The following is a 24,086-nucleotide window of genomic DNA, read 5'->3' as shown; positions in this document are numbered from 1 at the left end:
CCTGGCGGCCTATATTGCACATCCGGATTCGAAGGGGTTTCACATCGTTATCCTTTTACATAAAATGTGAAGAAAATCTTTTACAGGAGGGAAATCAATGCCCACCATCAGTCTCTGCATGATTGTTAAAAATGAAGAAGAAGTATTGGAGAACTGTCTCAGGAGTGTACAGGATATCTGTGATGAAATCGTCATTGTGGATACCGGGTCGACTGATCGGACAAAGGAAATAGCCAGGCAGTACAGTGATAAAGTACTCGATTTCGAGTGGATTGACGACTTTTCCGCAGCCCGCAATTTTGCCTTCAGCAACGCAACGATGGACTATATCCTTTGGCTCGATGCCGACGATATTCTGCTGCCGGCTGACCAGCAAAAGTTCAAAAAGCTGAAAACCTCCCTGAAAAAGGATGTTGATGGTGTCTCCATGATCTATGTCATCCTCAGAGATGAATTTGGGAACCCGACTTTCCATTACAGAAGGAACCGCCTGGTGAAGAGGAGCAAGAACTTCAAATGGATCGGACCCGTCCATGAATATCTTGATGTGAGCGGCAATATTTTATCTTCTGATATATCAGTTGAGCATAAAAAGAATGAAAAACAATCGACCGGCCATTCATCTGACAGGAATTTAAGAATTTATGAGAAGCGGATTAAAAGAGGAGAGGACTTCACTCCAAGGGACTTATATTATTATGCCAATGAGCTGCGTGATCACAGGCAATATGAAAAAGCGATCATTTATTATCATGAGTTCCTTGGAGGCAAAAAAGGCTGGGTGGGGGACAACATAAGAGCGTGTTTGAATCTGGCTGATTGCCATGTCCATCTAGGAGAAAAAGACGAAGAAATGGAAGCTTTGCTGAAGTCACTATCATACGATGCACCCCGGCCTGAACCGTGCTGCCGGATTGGCGACATTTTCAAGGCCAAAAAGGATTATCAAACAGCTATCTACTGGTATACTACCGCGATACAGATGAATAAGGACACAGCCGGATTCCAGAACCAGGCTTATTCCACATGGTATCCGCATCTTCAGCTATGCGTATGCCATTGGGAACTAGGCAATGTAGAAAAATCGATTGAACACAATCAGAACGCCAAAAAATACCGGCCAGATGACAAGCAGGTCTTGTTCAATGAGAAATTTTTTAATGATTTCATGAAAAATAGCGGCAAAAAATAAGAGGGAATCATGAAGATTTCCTCTTTCCTCTTGCCATTTAATTGCCGGCTATTTAACTCCAATTCCAAGATAATGAATGCCCTGCTGCATAATGGCCTGTTTATCCAGCACATTCCTTCCGTCCAGAACCAGGCTGCAGTTTTTGAATGCTGAAAAGTCCATGTTCTTATATTCATCATGGTATGCCTGCAGGATGATCAGTTCAATTTCTTCCGCCTGCTGTTTTGAAAATGGAACAACACCATATTTTGAAATCTCCCCTGCCTCGAATAAAGGATCATCGACATATACTGCAGCTCCCTTTTCCTTCAATTCATCAATCAGAAGCAATGTGGATGATTTTGTTGGCTCCTTCACATTTCCCCGGAATGACAGGCCTAAGATCAAGACCCTTTTGTTCTTTAACGAATCCAGATGTTCTTCTGCCAGCCGTAAAGCGTATTTGGCCATGTCATCGTTAATCCTTCTTGATAAAGTGGTCAAGCCCTCCTCAAGGTCATTATTGATAAAGAAGTATGGATACACAGGAATGCAGTGCCCGCCAACGCCAATACCCGGCAGGTGAATATTCGAATAGGGCTCGCTGTTTGCTGCCTTTATGACCTCCATGATGTCAATGTCCAGCTTGTTTGCATACATCGCAAGTTCATTGGCAAGAGCGATGTTCACATCACGATAAACACATTCGGCAACCTTGGTAAATTCAGCTGCCTCCAGGCTGCTGACCGGTAAAATATCGCAGTTTAACCCTTTTTGATAAAAATCAGCTGCTAACTCCAGGCTTTTGGCGTTCAATCCGCTCACTACCTTTGGATAGGCAGACAAGTCCTTGATGATCCGGTTGGAGTACACACGTTCAGGACTGTAGGATAAGAAAAAATCGACCCCCATCTTCAATCCTGAAATCTTTTCGATCGTCCGGCCGAACCTGTTTCTCGTATCACCGGCAGGCAAAGTCGTTTCAAAGCTTACAAGCGTTCCTTTTTTAATCCCTCTTGCTATATCCTCTACAGCAGAATCGATATATTGATAGTTTGTGGCGCCGTTTCCCTTTGTTAATACCGGCACAATCACCACTACCACCTCGGATTTACTCACCGCTTCTGACGTATTTACTGTTGCTTCCAGGGTTTTGGACTCATATGCTTTTGAAACCAGCTCATCAAGTCCCGGTTCGTTATCCACATGGGAAATCCCCTGATTCACTTTGTCCACCACTGCTTTATTGATATCTGCTCCGTACACATGAAAATGTCCGCAATTCGCAAAAATTGCGGCTAAGGGCAAACCAATCTTTCCTAAACCAACAACTGTAACATTTTTCATCTTAACAATCCTTTCTGGCCTTTTTAGCTGAAATCCCCCGAAATCATGGAAATCTTCTGGCAATTACTCTCCGTTATTTTATGTAGTCGCAGTTTGTTTGTGTAAATAAAATGACCATTCCGCCGTTCAATTGTGACAATTGACCAGGCATCGGGAAAAAGAGTGAATAAGCTAAAATAAACAAGTCCTTACACCGATATGGAGGTGTTTTTCATGGAAGAAAAAGAGAAACTTAAGATTCTTGTTTTGATCAAGTCTTTCAACAAATCGGCACCAAAGCATCAACCAAAGTTCGATACAATCAAAGCAATCGAAAAATTCGCCGACGTACGGTACTGGCATAAAGACGGCAACATCAATGATATTTTAGTTGCATTGAATTTCACCCCGGATTTCATTCTGCACTATGATCATGCCTGGAACAGCCCCCTGACCCCAAGGATAAAGGGATTAGGCAAAATCAACATCCCAAAAGGGTGCTTCGTGATTGATATCCACTATAGTCCCTCTGAACGAGTTAAATTTTTTAATCGAAATAAAATTGATTTGATTTTTTCTGTAACAAAGTCACCATTCTTGAAAAAATTCCCTCAATATAAGGACCAGTTCCGCTGGCTCCCCTTTGCCATCAATCCTGAAGTTTTTAAAGATTGGCAGATTGAGAAGAATATTAATTTCCTGCTGATGGGGCAGGTTTTTGACAGGGAACGAAAAAGCAGGAATGTGACTGGTACTCCAAAGGGCAAGTACCCATTTAGAGAGGAAGTTTTAGTGCGGATGAGGAAAGAAGAAGGCTTTCTATTTCACCATCACCCTGGACACTACGCAAAGAATACTTCAAAAAACTATCTTAATGAAAAATATGCGAAAGAACTAAACCGGGCAAAAATGTTCTTTACCTGCGGGTCCAAGTTTCAATATCCTGTACTGAAATACTTTGAAGCTCCCGCGTGCCGAACGCTGCTCCTGGCAAAACCTGTTCCGGACCTTACCGAATTGGGATTCGTAGATGGTGAAAACTTTATTGCCTGTAATGAATCCAATTTCTATGAAAAAGCGATGTATTATCTGGAAAACGAGGCAGAAAGAAAAAAAATAACAGATACAGGCTACGAGTTTATCCATACCCACCATACAAACGATGTAAGGGCACAGCAATTTATTGAATATGTGGAAGAATATCTAGCCAGTTATCATGGATCATCAAGATCGGAATAAACCAGCATAGCCATTGATTTTCCAGAGGATTTTTTTCATTTGTAGGCACCCCCCCATACACTTCCATTTTCAGAACATATACCATAAAGAGACTGATTATGAATCGGTGATCCCCCTCTTTAAAAATGATAGATATGGGTGTGTGTTATATGAGTGATAAAAGCAATTTAAACAATGTAAAGCTAGGTGAGAACGTCAAGATTTATGATTTCGTAAATGCCTATGGCTGCGAAATAGGAGACGGAACAAAGGTTGGCACATTCGTTGAGATCCAAAAAGGAGTTAAAATCGGAAAAAATTGCAAAATCTCAAGCCACTCTTTTTTATGTGAAGGAGTGCATATAGCAGATGGAGTTTTTATCGGCCACGGGGTGATGTTCACGAACGATATGTTCCCCCGCTCCACCAATCCGGATGGCTCCTTGCAAAATGATGGAGAATGGACTCTCCTGGAAACGATTGTAGAAGAACGGGCTTCCATCGGATCCGGCAGTACCATCCTTCCCGGACTCACGATCGGTAAAGGCGCAATAGTCGGTGCTGGCAGTGTTGTCACCAGGAATGTGCCGGAATTCTCGATCGTTGCCGGAAACCCGGCTAAAGTCATTCGATACATCCAGGAATAATGTATCCTATCCCGCTGCAGGAAAATTTTTCAAGGAGGGATCAATGTATGTTAAAAGCAGGAGTCATAGGCTGCGGCTATTGGGGACCAAATATTATCCGCAATCTGGATGCCCTGCCTGGAGTTGAGTTAATCTATGTTGCAGATTTGAATACTGAGCAGCTGGCAAAACAAAAAGCCTTATACCCTTACATTAAAACCACCACAAACTACCTTGACATCATCATGGACCCCGCAATAGATCTCGTACTGATTGTGACCCCAGTGAATACCCATTATCGATTTGCAAAAGAAGCCCTCACTAACGGCAAGCATGTCTTTGTTGAAAAACCTCTCACCGACTCTGTTCAAACTTCAGAAGAACTTTGTAAACTTGCAGACTCCAGGAACCTAACACTTATGGTCGGGCATACCTTTGTATACACTGGCGCCGTCAAAAAAATGAAGGAAATTATTGATTCAGGTGAAATAGGGACCATTCGGTATATTACATCCCAGCGTCTGAATTTAGGTTTATACCAAAAGGATATCAATGTCTTATGGGATTTGGCTCCTCATGACTTATCGATTGCGGACTATCTGATCGGCAGCCAGATCACCAAGGTCAAAGCATATGGGCATCGAGATATCAATCCACAGCTCGAAGATACCGCTTTTCTTAACTTAACATATTCAACCGGAGAGAAAGTCTATATTATGAACAGCTGGCTATACCCGGAAAAGGTCCGGAAAATGACGGTGGTCGGAACAAAAGGCATGATGATTTATGACGACATGGAGCCCGAGAAGAAAATAAAGGTATTTCATAAGCATGCAGACTTCTCAAAAAATGAAGATGGCACTATTTCCTACCAGTATGAGAATGAAAAAGAGTATTTTCCCGAGCTTATTTTAAAAGAAGCATTGAGTGTTGAGCTTTCCCATTTCACAGATTGCGTCCTGAACAACAAAGAGCCTTTGAGCAGCGGAAATAAAGGTTTGAATGTTGTAAAAGTACTCGAGGAAAGTGATCTTTTATTAAGGAGAAACCAAGAATGATCCCACTTTTAGATTTGAAGGCCCAGTATAAAAGCATCGAAGGTGAAGTGAAGAAAGCCGTCGAAAAAATTTTCGAGGATTGTGCATTTGTAGGCGGCAAAGAGGTCGAAACTTTCGAAAAAAACTTCGCTGATTATTGCCATGCGTCTTATTGTATTGGTGTCGGAAATGGAACGGACGCTTTGTGGCTTACCTTAAAGGCAATGGGCATCGGACATGGGGACGAGGTAATTGTCCCTGCCAATACTTTCATTGCCTCTGCAGAAGCGATTACAGCCGTAGGTGCACGGCCGGTATTCGTCGATCATGACAAAGAGACGTATACGATCAATCCAGAAGAGATTCCCTCCAGGATTACCGAAAAAACGAAAGCAATTATTGCAGTCCATTTATATGGACAGCCTGCAGATATGGACCCAATCCTCGAAATCGCAGCCCAGCGTGGACTTAAAGTGATTGAAGATGCAGCCCAGGCTCATGGCGCTGAATATAAGGGAAGACGGGTTGGGTCGATCGGTGATGCCGCATGCTTCAGCTTTTACCCTGGCAAGAATTTAGGGGCATATGGTGATGGCGGTGCCGTGGTGACGAATGACCAGGAACTTGCTGGCAGCGTGCGCCTCTTGAGCCAGCATGGCAGCAAAGTGAAATACATTCATGAAATTGCCGGTTATAACAGCAGATTAGATGGAATCCAGGCTGCCATCCTGAATGTAAAAATGAACTATATCGAACAGTGGACTGAAGCCAGAAGGAAAAATGCTTCTCTATACAAGGAGATGCTGAAAGATACAAATATCATTCTTCCAATTGAAAAAGAAGATGTCAGGCATGTGTACCACCTGTTTGTAATACGCATCAAGGATCGTGAAGATGCCCAAAAGAAGCTGCTCGACAAAGGCATCCAAACAGGTATCCATTATCCGGCGCCAATCCATCTCACCGAAGCCTATGGAGACCCTGGAATTCCTGAAGGGACATTTCCGCTCAGCGAAGAATATGCCGGCAGCCTTTTATCCCTGCCGATGTACGCTGAGTTAACCAAGGATCAAATCCGGGAAATATGTGAGGCTTTAAAGGAGATCATCAGTTGATCACAAACCACTTTCTTTTTCCTAAGCTTCTTTCCAGCCATCATGCAGTCACCGATTCTTGTCATCACAATCATATGCAAGACCATTCATAAGTATAATGTACAAACCAACTAATTATTGGAGGAAGGCTAGTGAAAAAAGTACGCAAAGCCATCATTCCTGCTGCAGGCTTAGGTACCCGGTTCCTGCCGGCTACCAAAGCCATGCCAAAGGAAATGCTTCCGATCGTCGATAAACCGACCATTGAATACATTGTAGAAGAAGCAGTAGCATCGGGAATTGAGGATATTATCATTGTGACCGGGAAAGGCAAAAGAGCCATTGAAGACCATTTTGATATTGCACATGAACTTGAACGAAATCTTCTCGAAAAGGGAAAGCTCGATTTACTCGAGCGGGTTCAGCACCCCTCTAAACTGGCTGATATCCATTACATCCGCCAGAAAGAACCAAAGGGTTTAGGACATGCCGTATGGTGCGCGAGGAATTTTATCGGAGATGAACCGTTTGCCGTTCTGCTCGGAGATGATATCGTGCAAAGCGAAACCCCCTGCTTAAAGCAGCTGATCACCCAATATGAAGAGACACACTCAAGTATCATCGGTGTTCAGCGAGTCCCGGCTGAGGAGACACATCGGTATGGCATCATTGATCCTTCCGCACAGGATGGACGGAGATATCATGTTCAAAACTTTGTCGAGAAGCCTCCTGCGGGAACCGCCCCCTCTAACCTAGCGATCATCGGCCGTTATATCTTGAACCCTGAAATATTCAAGTTTCTTGATTTGCAGAAAGTGGGTGCAGGAGGCGAAGTACAATTGACTGATTCCATTCAGCAATTGAATCAAATCCAAAGAGTGTTCGCATACGAATTCGAAGGGAATCGCTATGACGTTGGCGAAAAATTAGGCTTTGTCCAGACAACGATTGATTTTGCCCTTCAAAGAGATGAACTGAAGGAAGATGTAATAGCTTATCTTGAAAAGGTTTTAAAAGAAGTTAAAACCGAAAAAAATTAAGCAAAAAAGACGAGATTTCGATACCTCGTCTTTTTTATCTTTCATGGATTCATTTTTTCTTTCCATCTGAAAACTCCTGAATATATTGAACCATTTGCCTGGCTCTGGCTTCATTCGTATGGTTTTCATGGATAAACCTATATCCATTATCAGCTATGAGCTGCCGTTCTTTTTCATGGTCCCGATAATATTGCGCTTTTTCCTGGAAGTTTGAAAGATCGCATGCCACGAAATGATGGCCATCTTTAAAACCTAGATCCAGTATATCCTGTACCGGCTCGGCAAGCAGCAGGGTCCTGCATGCCAGGGCTTCAAAATATTTCAGAACAGGGTATTTATACTGCCCCCCGCAAGTGAAGAAAATTTTAGACCGGTTTAATTCACGGGCATACTTTTCATTCAGGATCGCAGATTCAGGGGCATCATGCCCTGGATGAGCGTGATGGACAAAGCCATCAATCCCCTTCATCATCTTTAAAACTTCCTCCCTGAAAGGGTATCTCCCATTTGGGGTATTTGTGTTGTTCTGTCCGTCGGGGTCATACACCTGGCCCATCAGTAAGTAATCGATGTCTTTTTCAAGCTGCCAATCTTTAAAAATAGATGGATTAATAGAAAACGGCCACCACCTGAACTTCTCCTGATATTCGGGGAATGTTTTCAAAAAGGGTGACTTTGTGAGGGAAAAAATCATATCCATATTGGTATCTTCAAAATATTGTCTTCTTACATAGGGAAAGTAATGGATGTCGATTACAATTGACCCTTTAGGGATGTCGATTTGCCCCAGGCCGCTGATGATCGGTGAAAAGGCATATCCCCACGCCACATCATACTGAAGAATGAAATCCGGTTTAAAATCGATTCTTCGCAAGATATCTTTTATGTTTCCGTCTTTATGCCAGTACCTGACCTCAGCATGGCTCTCCAGGGCAGCAATCGTTTCATACTTTGGCTTATGCTTCGGAAACTTAATCCAGAACGGCTTGACCAGCAGTAAAATTTTCAATTTCTCCTTCAATGGATTCCACTCCTTCGTGTTCTGTAAAACCCGGGTATCTGAATAGAAGAACCCCCTGGATCTGGGGGTCTATTTATACTTATTGACATGTTTATCAATGACATTAAGCCCTCTTAAAGTGCCGATTGCTTTGAGGTTCTGAACAGGAGAATGATAATCCGGACTCCGTTCCAATGCTTTAAGGAAATGTGGGTACGCCTCGTTATATTTCTTTAAAAGCATCAAGGCTTCACCCAAATAATTTTCCTCCAGATGGGTCCTGTTCTCGAGCTTGGTGAAGTGCTTAACCGCACGCGGATAGTCTTTTTCAATCAATCCCTTCATTCCTTCAAAAAAAATACGGTCACGGTCACTCTTGATTAATGGGATGGCCTCATTAAAGAGGATAAATGCTTCATTCATCATCCATCTCCGGGATAATGCGAGCCCGGCAATTAATTTAGCAGCAAAAAGATTGTGACCTGTACCATCAGGACCCCCATTTGCTTCGTGAATATTCTTCAGGTCATCATCGGAAAGATTCAATTTCACATGCCGAGCCAGTACAGCCGGGTTTTTCTGGTTCGTCACATTTGTCTGATGCCTTCTGTAAAGATACAAAGGCTCCGGGATATGATAGGACAGGCAGTCACTCTGTAAAGCCTTCAAAATAAAATCCGTATCGGACCCAACTTTAATAGTAGGATCATATTTTACTTCGCTTTTGAGCACATCTCTTTTAAAAATCATCGTTGGGTTATTGAATGGAGTTCCTACATTCAGGAAAAAAGAATACAGGTCTTCAGACAGCACATTTCCCGATTGCCAATAGCCCATCGGTGAGCCCCCAGCAGTAATCAGGAGCATATCAGAATGCACAACTCCAATCCCGCTGTGCTGAAGGATCTTGAGCATCCGCTCAAAACGGTTTATAAGGGAGATATCGTCGGCCCCATGGAAGGTAATATAGTCTCCTTTGGCCTCTGATAATCCCTTGTTAAAAGCCTCCGCCACTCCCTTGTTCTCTTGTTTACAATATTTTATTCTTTCATCAGTAAAGGTCAGCACTACCTCTTCACTGTTATCTGTTGAACCATCATTTACGATGATAAGCTCCAGATTTTTATGTGTCTGATTCAAGATGCTGCTGATGGTTTCCTTAAGGAAATCCCCCCCGTTGTACACTGGCAAAATGACACTAATCATAAAAACACCCCGGTTATGTGATTGAGAAAAGAGATAATCGTCATCCTCATTCGGTCCTGATCACCCTCCGGCCTGATAAATACCAATCGAGCAAATGTCCAAAATCTATTGCCACCTTATCCCTCTTGGCAATCTCCACACAGATGATGTTGGCAGCTACCCCTGCTGAAACGAAGGCAATATCATACTCATATCGATCGGCTTCTTCCAACACTTTTTCAATCGAATCAAATCCCGGAACCTTTATAGTGCCTGCAATGGATTTATATCCCTTTTTAATGAAAAATTCTTCTCCATCAGCCGAACGGTTTCCAATCAGCAGGACTCGATAATTCTCTAACACATGATGATAAAAAGCAGTTTCCTGATTGAGCTGATAATTGATCAGCGAAGTGGCCAATTTCATAGACTGCAATGGCAAACTATACTCCTTAGCGACTTGATTAAACATCCTCTGATAGACAGGATATCTCGCTTCTGGTATGCCAACAATATCAGCCTCTAGCAGATTCTTAGCCAATAAATCTCTTTTCTCATGGTTCGGGGCCTTAAATCCCCCCATACCCTTAAGCCTTCTGTTTTGATTAATTTCCTTTGATGTAACCAGGATATCATGTGATAAAGCCAATATTTCGCCATCACCAATCCTTATTACACTGAACCCCTTCTTTTCTCGCAAAGCCTCTAACAGCTGAACTTCTACTTCGCTTGCTGTTTGCAGGCAGATTATATCCTTCGAAAGGTCCTTCATGCCTTCCTCGATGATATCTTCAAGATTATAAGGAAGATATTGATTTTTTAATAGTTTGCTTTTAACAATTGCCTCTCCGCCTCTGTAAATAGCCTCCGAGGCCATTGACTCCTTATCCCAGGGACCCGGATAGCCAAGCCTGAACAACTTTTCCCATTGTTCCGGCGAAAATGAATAGGTCAATTGAAAAACTCCTTTTTACCTTCAAATTTCTTTCAGTCATTTTAGGTATATTCAAATATACGAAAGAAGTGTTTGTTTACTTTTCCAACAGGGTTTCAGGTTGGTTTTTCGGCTGAATTTTCACGATTCACTTGATAGAAAAATTCAGGAAGTGACGTGGCATCACCTAAAAGCTTAACTGTTTCAATTGAACTGGCTTTTTCCTTCGCATTTTCATCAAGCTGTGATTTCAGCCAATAAAAATCAGCATGATCAGGGAATTGTTTGATATACTCCATTAATCTCTTCTTTGCCTGCTGTTTTCTTTGCAGTCTCAAAAGACTCAGAATGACCCAGCGGCCTATTGCGGCTTTTTCCTTTTCAATTTCTTCCCGATCATACAGAAATTGAAATTCAGCCAGGGCATTTTCATATTCTTTAACTAAAAATGACCTGTACCCAGGAAAATTAAACAGCTGAAGCTTGTTAAACGGCAATAATGGTGTGAAGCAATGCTCCGTTATTCCCTCATCCACGTGTTTGCGACAAGCAACGACTTCCCACCTGGCTATTGCCGGTGCTTTTTCAACAGCGTAAACCACAGGAGCTTTCACAATATCGGCACTGGTAACCCGCAAAAAACTTTTCAGCTTCGCTAAATCTTCCTTTGCGAGAAAATACTCTGCTTTTACGGCTATTTCCCAGTCGGAAAGCCGATTCTGCCCCTTTACTTTATGCGCAGCCACTTTTTTATAAAAATCCAACAGTTCCTCGATTATTGTATTCCATTTATATTTTTCAACTGTTATGAGACCATTGGCCGTTAATCTTTTTTGTATTTCTTCACTTGATAATACACAGGCCATTTTCTCTGCCATTTCAACAGGATCTTTCATTTGGCATATAACAGCATTCTCCTGATCGACTGCATACTCAAGTACCCCAATATTATTAGTCGTAACAACAGGGCACCCGCAGGCCATAGCCTCTAAAGACGGAAGGGAAAAGCTTTCGTAGGTTGACCCACAAATATACAAAGAAGCCCCTCTGTATAAACTGCTGATTTTTTGCTGAGTGGGACCGACAAAAACCTTGGCCACCCTCTTCTTCATTGCTTCAGAAGGCTGTTCAGGAGTTATCCAATATAAATCTATATCAAATTCACTTTTCACTTTTTCATAAGCTGATATGATATCAGCGATTCCCTTGAACTTGGCTGACTCTGCGCCTACCATTAGCAGATAAGGCCTTTCTCCCCTTTCTTTTCCTCCATTCATCGTAAAAATATCTTCATTTACCGCATTGGGAATAACCTTTGCCTCCCTGCCATAAATACTGACAATCTGCTTTGATGCCTGATTGGAAACAGTAAAGATAAAAGGAGGAATTTCCAGTTGTCTCTGAATGAAATTCTTCAAAGTACCGTTCATTGAGTCATAATCAAACAAATGAAAATCACCCTGTTCAAAATAAACAACAGGTGCAATCCCCGTTTCAATGCACGCCTGAATATGATCCCAATAAGTCGCGACAATCACATCGCAATTTGGAATCCCTTTTGCCAGGTCAAGGTCAAATGGAACCTGGATATATTCTGTTTCAATCGGAAACCAGGACGGCTTCTGAAAATGAGATACCAGCGATACCCTCGCACCTGCTTTTTTCAGCCTGTTTGCATGCTCAAATATGACTTTGACTCCGCCAGAAATACCGACATGGGTCATAGCGTAAACAATATGCAGTTGATCATCTTCTTTTCTTCTTATACGCGTCAGCAGTTGTTTTTCAGCATCCGGAAGACGTGCCAGACGTCTATTGAATTCGTTTGTTCTTAGCGTTTGAATCATATCTTCACCTTCTAACAATGTTTCATATTGATACATTATGTATCAATATATTTAAGAACCAATCAATTGTTGAATTTGTAAAAGAATGAAAAAGGCTGTTCCTAAGAGATTCACTCTTAGGACAGCCTCATCTCGTTATGGTGTTAAGGGACAATCAGGTTTGGATTTATATCTGACAGAGCTGCTATGTGGCAAGTTGAGAGTACCCTGACATCATTTCCACTTCGGATCTTCACTAATCCTTCTTGAATTTCTAGAATGGTGAAATTCTGTAAGTTACCAAAGTCGCCAGAACCCTCGGTTAAGAAGTCTGCAGTCGCTGGCCTATCCTTGATCAATTGCAGAATTTCCCGTGTTGCTTGTTCACAGCACTCACAGAAGCCACCTTCTTCATCTTCAGATGATGGTAGTGGTGTTGTTAATAATGCAGAAGTAGCGCTTCCTCCTAGCCCGACAATCTTACAAATCGGTATTGCTGCATCCCCATTATTGATAATCACATAATCACCAACAACCCTATTTATGGTTGCATTAGTGAACCCACCCTGGGCGCTTTGTATCGTCGTTGCAATACTAATGTTCGTGGCGCCTTCTAATGATTCCAGGTATTCTTTCATTCGCTCAACACAGCAATCACATTCAGTTGCAGGCATTGGCCCCGTTGGTCCGGTTACTCCTGTCGGTCCCGTCGGTCCAGTTGGCCCTGTTGGTCCTGTTGGTCCTGTCGGCCCGGTTGGCCCTGTTGGTCCTGTCGGTCCGGTCGGTCCAGTTGGCCCCGTTGGTCCTGTTGGTCCGGTCGGCCCTGTTGGTCCCGTCGACCCTGTTGGCCCTGTTGGTCCCGTCGGCCCTGTTGGCCCTGTTGGTCCTGTTGGTCCTGTTGGTCCTGTCGGTCCTGTCGGTCCCGTCGGTCCCGTCGGTCCAGTTGGCCCTGTTGGTCCTGTTGGTCCGGTCGGCCCGGTTGGCCCTGTTGGTCCTGTTGGTCCGGTCGGTCCAGTTGGCCCCGTTGGTCCTGTTGGTCCGGTCGGCCCTGTTGGTCCCGTCTGCCCTGTTGGCCCTGTTGGTCCCGTCAGCCCTGTTGGCCCTGTTGGTCCTGTTGGTCCTGTTGGTCCTGTTGGTCCTGTCGGTCCTGTCGGTCCCGTCGGTCCTGTTGGCCCTGTTGGTCCTGTTGGTCCTGTTGGTCCTGTCGGCCCGGTTGGCCCTGTTGGTCCAGTTGGCCCCGTTGGTCCTGTTGGTCCCGTTGGTCCTGTTGGTCCCGTCGGTCCTGTTGGTCCGGTCGGTCCGGTCGGTCCAGTTGGCCCCGTTGGTCCTGTTGGTCCGGTCGGCCCTGTTGGCCCTGTTGGCCCTGTTGGTCCTGTTGGTCCTGTTGGTCCTGTTGGTCCTGTTGGTCCTGTTGGTCCTGTCGGTCCTGTCGGTCCCGTCGGTCCTGTTGGCCCTGTCGGCCCGGTTGGCCCTGTTGGTCCCGTTGGCCCCGTTGGTCCCGTCGGTCCTGTTGGTCCTGTTGGTCCCGTTGGTCCTGTTGGTCCTGTTGGTCCTGTTGGTCCTGTTGGTCCTGTTGGTCCCGTTGGCCCGGTTGGCCCAGTCGGTCCCGTTGGTCCCGTTGGTCCTGTTGGTCCTGTTGGTCCCGTTGGTCCTGTTGGTCCCGTTGGTCCTGTTGGTCCAGTCGGTCCAGTCGGTCCCGTTGGCCCCGTTGGTCCCGTTGGTCCTGTTGGTCCTGTTGGTCCTGTTGGTCCTGTTGGTCCCGTTGGCCCCGTTGGTCCTGTTGGTCCCGTCGGTCCTGTTGGTCCGGTCGGTCCTGTTGGCCCCGTTGGTCCTGTTGGTCCGGTCGGCCCTGTTGGTCCCGTTGGTCCTGTTGGTCCTGTTGGTCCCGTCGGTCCTGTTGGTCCAGTAGGTCCGGTCGGTCCTGTTGGTCCTGTTGGTCCCGTTGGCCCGGTTGGCCCAGTCGGTCCTGTTGGTCCTGTTGGTCCCGTTGGCCCCGTTGGTCCCGTTGGTCCTGTTGGTCCTGTTGGTCCCGTCGGTCCGGTTGCTCCGGTTGCACCTGTTTCTCCAGTCGGTCCTGTTGGTCCGGTTGGTCCCGTTGGCCCGGTTGGCCCCGTCGCACCTCCGCCAATTGGGACTTGTTGTTTCTGAAGCAGTTTGATTGTAAACCTGACGATCATCTTTTCAACGATGTTCCTAAAGGTTCCTTCGAATATTGCTCCCTCTTGTAACGTTACCCTGTCTGTAGCTTCATCCCATTCTATAATACGGCTGGACACCAAGTCACAGTATGGAAGTTCATTATAGTGCTGAGTACTATCTTGGTGAAATTGTGAAAGGTCGCTCGTTAGCAGTTCATCTTTTTCAGGAAACCCTTCCGGTAATGGTTTCTTAATCAAAAAATCAAATTCACTGCGCTGGTTGAATTGGACGTTTACTGGACGAGTAATGAACTCCCTAATTGGAGTTGAACACTCAAAAGGAACTTTCACGGTAAGTGATCGGATATTTGAATCAATAGACTTCCGCTTCCATCCCGTTGGTGCTGCAGCGTATCTAATATTTTTTTCCACATATCCTTTTATGAATAGCTGATTCGTTGGCACCAGAAGACGACATTGAACAAGGACTACTCGTTTTTTGATATCCTTGATTTCCAAGACATCCTCCGGAAAGGTAATATCAGCTGTAACCGAGGTACTAACTTCAATCTCAGCTAAGACTACAGGTACCTTGCTTATCCTGGCATCAAAATTCACGTCTGGTTCTACGTTTCTGTTTGAGCAGCTGTTGATATTTGCTGAAAAATCCTTCTTGTGATTCTCTTTATCTCCCAATAATCTCACTCCTTTATTTTTTATTGAGAACACAATATATTATGGGAATTTATTCATAGGGGATTGGACTATTTATGCAAAAACAGGAAGCGTTGGGGAAATTCCACTTATGCCTTAGTTGGAATCTTTAAGGGAGGAAAAGTTTTATAAACAATCTTCAAATAAATTTATTTAGAAATATCGTTATTTCACATAACATGAAAAAACGTAAAAAATAACCCGTTCCTTTTTTCCTTGGGATATAAATGATATCTTTATTCACATTACAGTTTTATAAATTTTTTAAAAAGTAAAAAAGGCAACTCCCACACTGGGTCAGTTGCCTTTTTTGTATAATGTTTTGCTACATATTTCACCTGTGCTGATATAATATGACAATACATGGAATGCAAATGAAGTTTACATGCTCTAGAATGGCCATTCTTGTTTGTATGGTGTCGGCTGCTATTGACGAAGATCAATCCACCAACGATCTTTCGCATTCATATTTTCAGTACTGCCAACTCCACTATAATGGAAAGCATCAAGGAAGATTGAATCCAGTTTATCCTCATCAACAAAATACCCTAAATTTATCTTCTTCGTTTGGCCTGGTTGGATAATGCCAATATTGTAAAAGCTTTTTCCTCTTCCGTGAGGTTCCAAATAATCAACTTCGCCCGTCATAATACTTTCTTCGTTAATTCCAGTTTTTCCATCATAGTTCCATGCATTGTTTTCAGATCGAAGTATTCGTAAAGACGGGTGCATGTAGATTTCTTCGGTTGCCTGTTTACCGGTATTTTTCACTGTTGTGGTCAAGTAAACAAATTTAGGGTTAACTAATTTTGACTCTATTATTTCGTCAATTGAATCTTTACCATCTCCAACTTTATAAACATCCCGCTTGTAAGGCAAGAATGTCTTAGTTTCATCAATAGCCTTATTCTTACTCAGAACTTGTAGTCCTACCTCATTAAAGTTACCTTGTTTTAAATCCTTAATTGAATCAAAGACTTCAACTTTTTCTATAACATATTCAATCCTGTCTTTCTTGCTTGTGGAACCAGTAACTATCTGTTCTATTGTTACCGGAACCTTTTGTCCTACACGAAACAGTTGCTTGCTGTCCTTTTTCAAAGGAATTACCCTAGGTTCGGTTGAATCCTCCAATTTGTTTAAATGCGAACTATCATAATCTGCTATATATGATGCCAATTCTTTTGAAGTTGTCTCAAGAGAAATATTCTCAATGACCTTCACCATCTGTTCTTCGCTTACATCTTTTCCTATATAACTTTCTAACATGATTCCCTCTTTCTTAAATAAGAGAAATACCTGCCTGTTAAAGGCTAAATTGTCGTTTCCAGTGTCCTTATTAACAATCAAAATTTTCCTGCCATTGATCTCTTTTTCTTCGTAGTTGTTTGAGTACAAAGTTTGAAAATCTGACTTTTCTCCCAACCTCCAAAGGATGAATGAAAACCCACCTTTGGCATAGTTATCTTTAAAAGAGTATTTCATTGCAGTCTCATCGATTGCCTCCATATTTTCCGGCAAATAATTGAGTTTTAATTTGTACCAATTGTTATTCTTTGAGGCATTATTTGTTACTGATACATTTACTTCATAATTTTGTTTTTGCACAATCATATCATAGACTTTAACTGCCCCAAATGCGGTAGTTGGAATGCCAATCAATAAGCAGGCTACAGTGATTAAAATACGATTCCTTTTGCGCCTGGCCAGCGGCTGTTCACCTTTCATCTTGATTCCCTGCATAAACAACCTTTTCCTGCGCAGGTATGTATGTGAAAATTCATGATGTTCTTCCAGTTGTTTTTCAAAATCGTCCATAGCAATTTTTTCAGCTACTTCATCCATTCTTTTTAAGTTTTTTGAATTCATCACTCTGTCTACCTCCTAAAATAGTCAGTATACTTTTTCGAGCCCGTTCAAATTGCTTGCGGACATTCGCTTCAGTGATTCCTATTAACTCGGAAATTTCATGATAACTCAGGTCATAGAAGACTTTGTATTTAAAAACAAGTTTGTAAGGATTCTTTAAAGTTGTTAACAACGTATCAATTTGGGCTTCAGAGATTACACCCTGTTCCCAATCTTTAATATTCTCATTTGCTGCTTCTGTCGTCTCTTTTTGATATTCATCCAAGATTATTCCAAGCCGTTTGTTTTTCCTATAGCTATCAATTGCCTTGTTTTTTGCAATTCTCAATATGTAACGTTTAAGCTCTAGCTTGTTCAAACAGTGGACTTTATCTATATGCTGATAGAGAGTAATAAACGTTTCTTGAACGGTGTCTTCCGCCTGCTGAATATTATTCAAAACCGAATATGCCAAATAATAAATTTTCTGTTCATAGAGGTCGTATAACTCTTCCATCTTTTCATAATCCTTATTGGGATCATTCATGTTACTGCTCCCTCCTTTCACTCTTTATAACGAATGCACCTAAGCTTTTGTGACACTCTAAAATAAGAAAAGAAAAAAACATTGGTTCTTCCCTCCAACCCAGGGGCAGAAGTATCAGATCAAATAGCGGAATTTCTTGCTGCTGAAAGAGCCTTATCCCACCAAAGGATAAGGCTCTTCTATTATTCCAGACTATTTTCGCCACCGCTTACAATGAAGGTAGATGGTATATGTGCACGTATATACGATGACAAATCACTTTAGGCTCCCTTTGGATATAGGTCGGGGATGGCTTTTGTTTTATTTTATATTCGCTTCATAATGCTCTTCATTAAGTCTAACTGCTTCAAGCCCTTTTACGTTTTCAATCAATTTCATGGCCAGGCTTTCAATTCCAAAAAGTTCTGTAAAAGTATGACTTCCAATGATAAGATTGATCCCTTTAAACTGAGCATATTGAATCGTATACAAGTTACACTCACCTGTAATGTAGACATCGCACTTATTTTCAACTGCTTCTTTAAGACAAGCTGTTGGCGCTCCGTTACCACAGACTAAGCCTACTCGCTTTACCTTATTGTCATTAAAGCGCCAGTATTTAACTGGCTCTTCAAGCAGATTCTCTATATTTTCCACTAAATCATTTAATTCGATTTCTTCTGCGTACTCTGCGACTCTGCCAAAGAATAACCCTTCCCATTCGTGGGTTCTTTTAACAATTTCTAAATTCAATTTTTCTAATAAACTATCATTTGTTCCAAATTTACAGTCATCAAGCGGCAAGTGATTATAGTAGTGACTGATACCATATTCCGCTAGTTTTTCGATGCATGCCACTTTTAATCCATATATTTCATCCCAGGCATCGTGGTGTGTCACCATCATATCAACACCATGAAGTCTTGCTTCCTCTATGGTTTCAAGGGTGAGGTTCACACAGTAGCCTACCTTTTCAACTTTTTTATCTGCATGGTATGTAAGCCCGGATTCCATTGAATAAATTTCATTATTTGTTATATTGAACAGGGCATTAATTCTTTCAGCAACATTTGCAGCATCCATTTACTTTTCCTCCTCAATTCCATCATATTTTTTCTTCATTTTTTATTAATACCTTGGTTGTAATCTAAGATGGATAAGTTGAAGCAACTGATGAATAAGAAATACCAACTAACAAACCTGGCGTATTTCCAATACATACAGCCAACTACGCTGAATTTAACAGCAATAGTCATAAGGATGCAGCGGAGGAGAAGCCCGGTAAATCCATTTTGGATTATGGGCAGGATCCTTCCAATGCCATGCACCTAACGCAGCTGCACATGCATCGATGGAATGGCTTTCTCTTTCGATTTCAATAGGTAATTGAGCAAGTCCCTGCTCCATAAGCCAATTTCGGATATAACTTCTAGCTGATTGTTCTTGTTTGTAAGCCAACACAAATTCAATATTTTGTTTGGACAGTCTTGATCCAATTACGGCCCCTGGATGGACTTCTACTAAAGAAATGGGATTCGCAGTATTTAAATTCTCTATTTCTCTACTAAGCTTTATTCCTCTTAAAGTTAAATACACCATTCTATTAAAGGTTGGCGGCATGATGGACCCTGATCTCATCCCTAAATTCACAATAAACTTTCTTAGTTCCCGGTCACTTTTTCTATCTCCGCCACCGTCTTCATAGGATAATGGTGCATCAATTCCGATTGTTACCTCATCTAATTGACTTTGCTCAAAAATCTCGTTCAATATGTCCTGATCACTCATATTATTTGCCCACTTAACCAATTGCAGGTGGTTTCCCTTTTGGTTAAAAATAGTGAGGACTGTATCCTTATGATTTCTTGGACCTGATAAGTCAATTCCGATTACTCTCATACAAAACCCTCACTTTCGTCATTACAACTGCTAGCATAATCTTAAAAGTTCTTCAAAGCTTTTAACTTTCATATCATATTCACTTACTTGGCCAAATCCGTATTCAGCATATATAAAGGGAATGTTAGCAAATCTGGCTGCATCTAAATCACCTTGAGTGTCGCCCACATAAACTGGATTTGATAAGTTGTTTCTCTCAATAATTAATTTAATATTTTCACCTTTTGACAAACCAGTTCTGCCTGGGTTTTCAAAGTCCAAAAAATACTGATCAAGCCTATGATACTTATAAAACGCTTCTATGTAACCATCCTGGCAGTTACTGACGATGAATAGTTTGTATTTTCGAGAAAGCTCTTTTAAGACATTCTCTACATTGTCAAAAAGAACCCCTCCGCTTTTTTCTATGACAGAATGTTCTACTTCGCAACAATCTTTTATTATTTCTTGACGCTCATTATCATTAAGGGTAGGGAAGAACTTCCTGGTTATTTCATTCATCTGTAAACCCATCGTACCTTCAAAGTCTTTCCGGGTTAATTCACTATTTAAGTGATTACTTTTTCTTATAACGCTGTTCCAGGCACTAAGGACCGTATCTATTGGATCCCAAATAGTTCCATCCAGATCAAAAATAATGCTATCCAATTCAGATCACTCCCATTTATGTTAACCCTCTCCTTCAAGGGCTTCCAAAGACTCATACCAATATATCACACCAAAAGATGGAAATAAAACATACTGCTAAAAGAGCCTTATCCTCCAAGGGATAAGACTCTCTAATTTCGAAACAGCTTCACAGTAAGTTGATTGTATATGCCAATACAAAAGGTGCTTGGTGAGTTTACACCTTCATCAAAATAGCACCCTTGCCTTCAGCTAATGGTTTGTATATCCTAACTCCCATAGCGGACTCTTACCGCCAAGTTAATGAACCTGCCTGGCATACAAAAAACGACGGGAGCATTTCCCGTCGTGAGTAACAAGAGATTAAAAGTAAAAGATAAATAGATTCAAAACTTTCTAGCTAGGAGCTCAAATCGCCTTGAATTAAGATATTCAGCACAGGCGCTTTTAAGTAATGGGTTTAGCTAAGATTTTATTTTTACTCAAAGTCCTTGGGAGCCAAGTAGTTCTTAGGCAGTTCCATGCTATGCTGCTCCATGACCTTACGAAGCATGTCCGGGTAGTCGGTGATGATCCCGTCAACGCCGTCATTGATAAGCTTATTCATCGTCGGCTCGTCGTCTACTGTCCACGGTATAACCTTCATACCGTAATTATGCGCTTCCTGCACCATACTCTTAGTTACATAGGGTTCATAGTTCTCATCTGTGACTTTGCCATTCTGCGGAAAACCGTGTACAGGGGAGATGGCATCTGCACCGAATGAGTGGGCAGCGGCAACAAGGTCGCCACTAAAGTCGTCAATATCAATTCCACCCAACCAAGGAGAGGCACCAGGCTGTCCAGGCTGGAGGAACTGCGGACCGTTAGTCAAAGCGACGATAGGCAGGCGAGGCTCAACCTCACGCATTCGCATAAGTGCGCCCCAGTCAAAGCTTTGAATTGACACCCGGTTAATCATCCCTGCCTCGCGAACCTCCCGGGCAACAATCTGTACGAATTCTTCACGTGGAGCAGTCTCCTCAGGTGCCCCGGCCTCCACTTTCGTCTCGATGTTCATCCACACTTTGTTTGCGTGGTAGAACTTGACAAGATCAAACACCTCGCTAAGCAGGGGCATCTTTGCTCCAGGACTCAGCTCCTGCCCCGGGAATTGCTGCAGTTTAAGAGAGCCACAGTCCAATGTACGCACCTGGTCAAGGGTAAGGTCCTTTATGTATTTTCCTACGTAAGGATATTCAGGATCTCCTTCGAAGGCCGGTCCTGTGTCCTGGCACTTGGCACCTGATATCTTACGGTCGTGCGTGACAACAGCTTGATGATCCTCGGTGATCTGCACGTCGAGCTCAAGGGTACTCACACCGACTTCAAGTGCTTTGGAAAACGAGGCAATCGTTGACTCAACAGTTAGTCCAATTCCTCCGCGGTGGGCCTGCAGGTCGAACTCCTTTGGACCAAAGCTCTTTGAGTTATGTGACCAAGTCGGGTTCTCAGCCGCCGAAACAGACTGTGTTGATACCTGGCTGGCAGCTGTACTCACCATCAGAGCAGCCAATGTTGCTAATATGAACTTTTTTTTCTTCATTCTCTCAACTCCCTTAATCTTGTAAAATAAATAACTATTATAAGTTTAGATAGGAGTTGTAAAATTTCATCTAGTATTATGATAATAAACCGTAAATAAAAACCAGTAAAATCCTCATAGGTATTTGGTCAATCAAAGAGGAACATAAAATCTCCCAGCACTGATTACTTCGACTTCTTGCACTATCGAGAATCCTATAAAGCTATCTGTCATTTTACTCAGCAAAAAAGTAAAGATATAAAAGTACGGTTTTTTTTTAAGATTTTCACTGGATTTCTTTAATAAATCAAAATTTGGTAAAGAGATTGTTAATATAGCTTTTTCAAAATTTAAATAGTCTATTATTAGAAAGAATCACACATACTTCTTGCAGGAAAAGGAAAGGGGAATTTTTATGTTAAATGGACAAACAACAAAGAAGAAACTAGGAATAAACCTAAAAGGCCTGGTAACCGCTTCTGCACTTGCGATTTCCCTTGCTGCAGTCAGCCCCACAACTTCAGCGTTCGCAAAAACGGAAGAAAAGCCAAAATTTACATTTGGTATTGTACCGGATATTCAGTACTGTGACTGTACCGATAACGGAACCCGCTTTTACCGCAATTCGATCGACAAGTTAATGGAGGCTTCACAAACATTTAATGAGCAAGATGTAGATTTCACTGTACAAACAGGTGATTTGATTGACCGCAATATATCCAGCTTTTCAACCATTCTTCCATACTTCAACACAATTGAGGGTCCGAAATATCATCTTCTTGGCAATCATGACTTTCCTGTAACAACAGATCAAGTCGTTGATATCCTCGGCATGCCGAATCAATATTATGATTTCAAATACAAGAACTGGCGATTTATCGCACTAGACACCAATGACCTTAGCCTTTACGCAAATTCAGCAGGATCTGAGAAATATCAGCAGGCTGAAAAAATGTATACCGAATTAAAAGAAAAGAATGCCATCAACGCTCAAACCTGGAACGGCGGGGTAAGCGAAGAACAGCTAAAATGGCTTCACGATGTGCTTGAAAAGGCTGCGAAATCACATGAAAAAGTCGTTGTCTTCTCCCATATGCCTGTTTACCCTGAAAATGAGCATAATGTGTGGAATTCCGAAGCAGTAATGGCAGAACTCGAGGCAGCCGGCAATGTTGTTGCATTCTTTAATGGACATAACCATGCGGGAAATTATGAATATAAAAATGGAATTCATTATTTAAACCTTAAGGGAATGGTAGAAACCGCTGATACAAATGCATATTCCATATTAAAGGTTTATAAAGACCGTCTGGAAGTAGATGGTTTTGGACGTGAAACCGATCGCACTCTAACAATCCGATAAGACAGTAAACCTTTTTATGATTCAACCTTCCCGATTCTTTTTACTTGAGTGGGCATTAACAGTTCTTTCCTTTCCATAAAACACTGCGCTAAAGAAATAGAGATGGTCTTACGTCTCATTCGGGAAGCGAAATATCATTCCAATTAGTAAAGTATCGCTTCTTAAAGAGCCCTATCCGCCAAATGGATAGGGCTCTCTTATTTATGCTAATACAATTTCTACCACAGCTTCACAGTGCACTAAGAGTATATGACAACACAGGATGCTGGTAAGTTACTATCTCGTTTTGTCAAAATCCCCCCTCAACTCCAGGTCATCTCCACTCCCACCTGTCGTCTTTTTGCACCTCCTACATTGCCTTCTAAGCTCTTATTTACCTGTTCTCATATGGCAAGGTATAATAATGCTTATAGGATAATAGATATTTGCATTTCCAACTTTATTACACCCTATTAACAAGGCAGTTATAGCAGCCTGGTTTAACATTAAGAATGTGAATATATTCTACTTCTTTATTATCAAAAATTCCATCTATATTTTCTCTCAAATTTACCCCTTCTATAACCCTTGCTTCTACAATCATTGAGTCAGTATTGTAGCCGCGTACGGAAAGATACCTATGATGTAACATATCCGGAATTTCATTTACATCCAGCTTAGCGGTAGTTGCACCCTTTCGTATAAATATAGGCCCACTTGCTTTATAAGGCGAATTAACAGAATGATATTGGTAATTCAGTAAGATTACCTCTTCTCCTACCTCTGCATCCTTCAAACTTACCCTGCAGGGATATCCAGGCTTTTTATTTGCGATCATTTTGACTGCCCCGATACTTTTTAATGCTTCTTCATTCAACAAAAATAGGTTATTAAATTCCTTCTCTTGTAACGCAACGATTTGAAAGTTATTTCTCATATTATCCCTCCCTAGTTTTAAGAAGCATCTCTTG

The 24,086-nt window shown here is 42.1% G+C and carries 19 protein-coding genes and 2 pseudogenes; 8 read left to right on the top strand and 13 right to left on the bottom strand.

Annotation, left to right across the window (positions count from 1 at the left end; translation table 11 throughout):
- Positions 1-97 precede the first annotated feature (97 nt).
- Positions 98-1,192, top strand: a complete 1,095-nt coding sequence (locus tag QNH36_RS02070; RefSeq protein WP_283904555.1) for a tetratricopeptide repeat-containing glycosyltransferase family 2 protein — start codon at positions 98-100, stop codon at positions 1,190-1,192.
- A gap of 48 nt (positions 1,193-1,240) precedes the next feature.
- On the opposite strand, the gene QNH36_RS02065 is transcribed toward QNH36_RS02070, so the two are convergent.
- Positions 1,241-2,518, bottom strand: coding sequence for a nucleotide sugar dehydrogenase (locus QNH36_RS02065; RefSeq protein WP_283904554.1), 1,278 nt, complete (start codon positions 2,516-2,518; stop codon positions 1,241-1,243).
- Positions 2,519-2,731: 213 nt separating this feature from the next.
- Here QNH36_RS02065 and QNH36_RS02060 point away from each other — a divergent pair, with 213 nt between their 5' ends.
- The 6 genes and pseudogenes from QNH36_RS02060 to galU all read left to right on the top strand — a co-directional run bounded on the left by QNH36_RS02060 (position 2,732) and on the right by galU (position 7,512).
- The gene (locus QNH36_RS02060) at positions 2,732-3,736 is read left to right on the top strand and encodes a glycosyltransferase (RefSeq protein ID WP_144480324.1); all 1,005 of its coding nucleotides are present in this window, start codon (positions 2,732-2,734) and stop codon (positions 3,734-3,736) included.
- Positions 3,737-3,861: 125 nt separating this feature from the next.
- A pseudogene (locus QNH36_RS23940) lies at positions 3,862-4,107 on the top strand (LbetaH domain-containing protein); the annotation flags it as partial.
- Between the two features lie 3 nt (positions 4,108-4,110).
- A pseudogene (locus QNH36_RS23935) lies at positions 4,111-4,347 on the top strand (DapH/DapD/GlmU-related protein); the annotation flags it as partial.
- Positions 4,348-4,409: 62 nt separating this feature from the next.
- On the top strand, positions 4,410-5,399 hold the full coding sequence (locus tag QNH36_RS02050) for a Gfo/Idh/MocA family protein (RefSeq protein ID WP_186326851.1): 990 nt from the start codon (positions 4,410-4,412) through the stop codon (positions 5,397-5,399).
- Entirely contained in the window at positions 5,396-6,493 is a 1,098-nt protein-coding gene (locus QNH36_RS02045) for a DegT/DnrJ/EryC1/StrS family aminotransferase (RefSeq protein ID WP_283904552.1), read from the top strand. Before QNH36_RS02050 ends, QNH36_RS02045 begins: the two co-directional genes overlap by 4 nt.
- 131 nt (positions 6,494-6,624) lie before the next feature.
- Positions 6,625-7,512 carry a UTP--glucose-1-phosphate uridylyltransferase GalU gene (gene galU, locus QNH36_RS02040; RefSeq protein ID WP_144480332.1) on the top strand — a complete coding sequence of 296 codons (888 nt, stop codon included), beginning with the start codon at positions 6,625-6,627 and terminating at the stop codon, positions 7,510-7,512.
- A 49-nt stretch (positions 7,513-7,561) separates the two neighbouring features.
- Here the strand turns inward: galU and QNH36_RS02035 are convergent, their stop codons facing one another.
- From QNH36_RS02035 to QNH36_RS01985, 11 genes are all read right to left on the bottom strand, one after another.
- Positions 7,562-8,533 (bottom strand): glycosyltransferase family protein, encoded by a 972-nt coding sequence (locus QNH36_RS02035; RefSeq protein ID WP_283904551.1) that lies wholly within the window; start codon positions 8,531-8,533, stop codon positions 7,562-7,564.
- 69 nt (positions 8,534-8,602) lie between these two features.
- Positions 8,603-9,718: a glycosyltransferase gene (locus tag QNH36_RS02030; RefSeq protein WP_283904550.1), complete on the bottom strand. Its 1,116-nt coding sequence runs from the start codon at positions 9,716-9,718 to the stop codon at positions 8,603-8,605.
- Positions 9,719-9,764: 46 nt separating this feature from the next.
- Positions 9,765-10,652: a GT-D fold domain-containing protein gene (locus tag QNH36_RS02025; RefSeq protein WP_144480338.1), complete on the bottom strand. Its 888-nt coding sequence runs from the start codon at positions 10,650-10,652 to the stop codon at positions 9,765-9,767.
- Between the two features lie 95 nt (positions 10,653-10,747).
- Positions 10,748-12,478 (bottom strand): glycosyltransferase family 4 protein, encoded by a 1,731-nt coding sequence (locus tag QNH36_RS02020; RefSeq protein WP_283904549.1) that lies wholly within the window; start codon positions 12,476-12,478, stop codon positions 10,748-10,750.
- Positions 12,479-12,621: 143 nt separating this feature from the next.
- Positions 12,622-15,291, bottom strand: coding sequence for a CsxC family protein (locus QNH36_RS02015; protein WP_283904548.1), 2,670 nt, complete (start codon positions 15,289-15,291; stop codon positions 12,622-12,624).
- A gap of 444 nt (positions 15,292-15,735) precedes the next feature.
- The gene (locus tag QNH36_RS02010; protein ID WP_251544529.1) at positions 15,736-17,181 is read right to left on the bottom strand and encodes a DUF4367 domain-containing protein; all 1,446 of its coding nucleotides are present in this window, start codon (positions 17,179-17,181) and stop codon (positions 15,736-15,738) included.
- Positions 17,147-17,704 carry an RNA polymerase sigma factor gene (locus QNH36_RS02005; protein ID WP_144480344.1) on the bottom strand — a complete coding sequence of 186 codons (558 nt, stop codon included), beginning with the start codon at positions 17,702-17,704 and terminating at the stop codon, positions 17,147-17,149. The genes QNH36_RS02010 and QNH36_RS02005 overlap by 35 nt, the downstream gene beginning before the upstream one ends.
- Positions 17,705-18,004: 300 nt before the next feature.
- Positions 18,005-18,766, bottom strand: coding sequence for a Nif3-like dinuclear metal center hexameric protein (locus tag QNH36_RS02000; RefSeq protein WP_251544528.1), 762 nt, complete (start codon positions 18,764-18,766; stop codon positions 18,005-18,007).
- A 156-nt stretch (positions 18,767-18,922) separates the two neighbouring features.
- Positions 18,923-19,582: a DUF429 domain-containing protein gene (locus tag QNH36_RS01995; protein ID WP_144480348.1), complete on the bottom strand. Its 660-nt coding sequence runs from the start codon at positions 19,580-19,582 to the stop codon at positions 18,923-18,925.
- A gap of 30 nt (positions 19,583-19,612) precedes the next feature.
- Positions 19,613-20,230, bottom strand: a complete 618-nt coding sequence (locus tag QNH36_RS01990) for an HAD family hydrolase (protein ID WP_144480350.1) — start codon at positions 20,228-20,230, stop codon at positions 19,613-19,615.
- 457 nt (positions 20,231-20,687) lie between these two features.
- Positions 20,688-21,794 carry a glycerophosphodiester phosphodiesterase gene (locus QNH36_RS01985; RefSeq protein ID WP_251544527.1) on the bottom strand — a complete coding sequence of 369 codons (1,107 nt, stop codon included), beginning with the start codon at positions 21,792-21,794 and terminating at the stop codon, positions 20,688-20,690.
- Between the two features lie 394 nt (positions 21,795-22,188).
- Here QNH36_RS01985 and QNH36_RS01980 point away from each other — a divergent pair, with 394 nt between their 5' ends.
- Entirely contained in the window at positions 22,189-23,136 is a 948-nt protein-coding gene (locus QNH36_RS01980) for a metallophosphoesterase (RefSeq protein ID WP_251544526.1), read from the top strand.
- A 442-nt stretch (positions 23,137-23,578) separates the two neighbouring features.
- On the opposite strand, the gene QNH36_RS01975 is transcribed toward QNH36_RS01980, so the two are convergent.
- Positions 23,579-24,052 carry a DUF1203 domain-containing protein gene (locus QNH36_RS01975; protein WP_283904547.1) on the bottom strand — a complete coding sequence of 158 codons (474 nt, stop codon included), beginning with the start codon at positions 24,050-24,052 and terminating at the stop codon, positions 23,579-23,581.
- Positions 24,053-24,086 lie beyond the last annotated feature (34 nt).

Source organism: Mesobacillus sp. AQ2 (genome assembly GCF_030122805.1).
Classification (GTDB): Bacteria; Bacillota; Bacilli; order Bacillales; family Cytobacillaceae; genus Mesobacillus; species Mesobacillus oceanisediminis_A.
The sequence above is the reverse complement of the archived record's forward strand: the minus strand, read 5'-3'. Positions and strand labels throughout refer to the sequence as shown.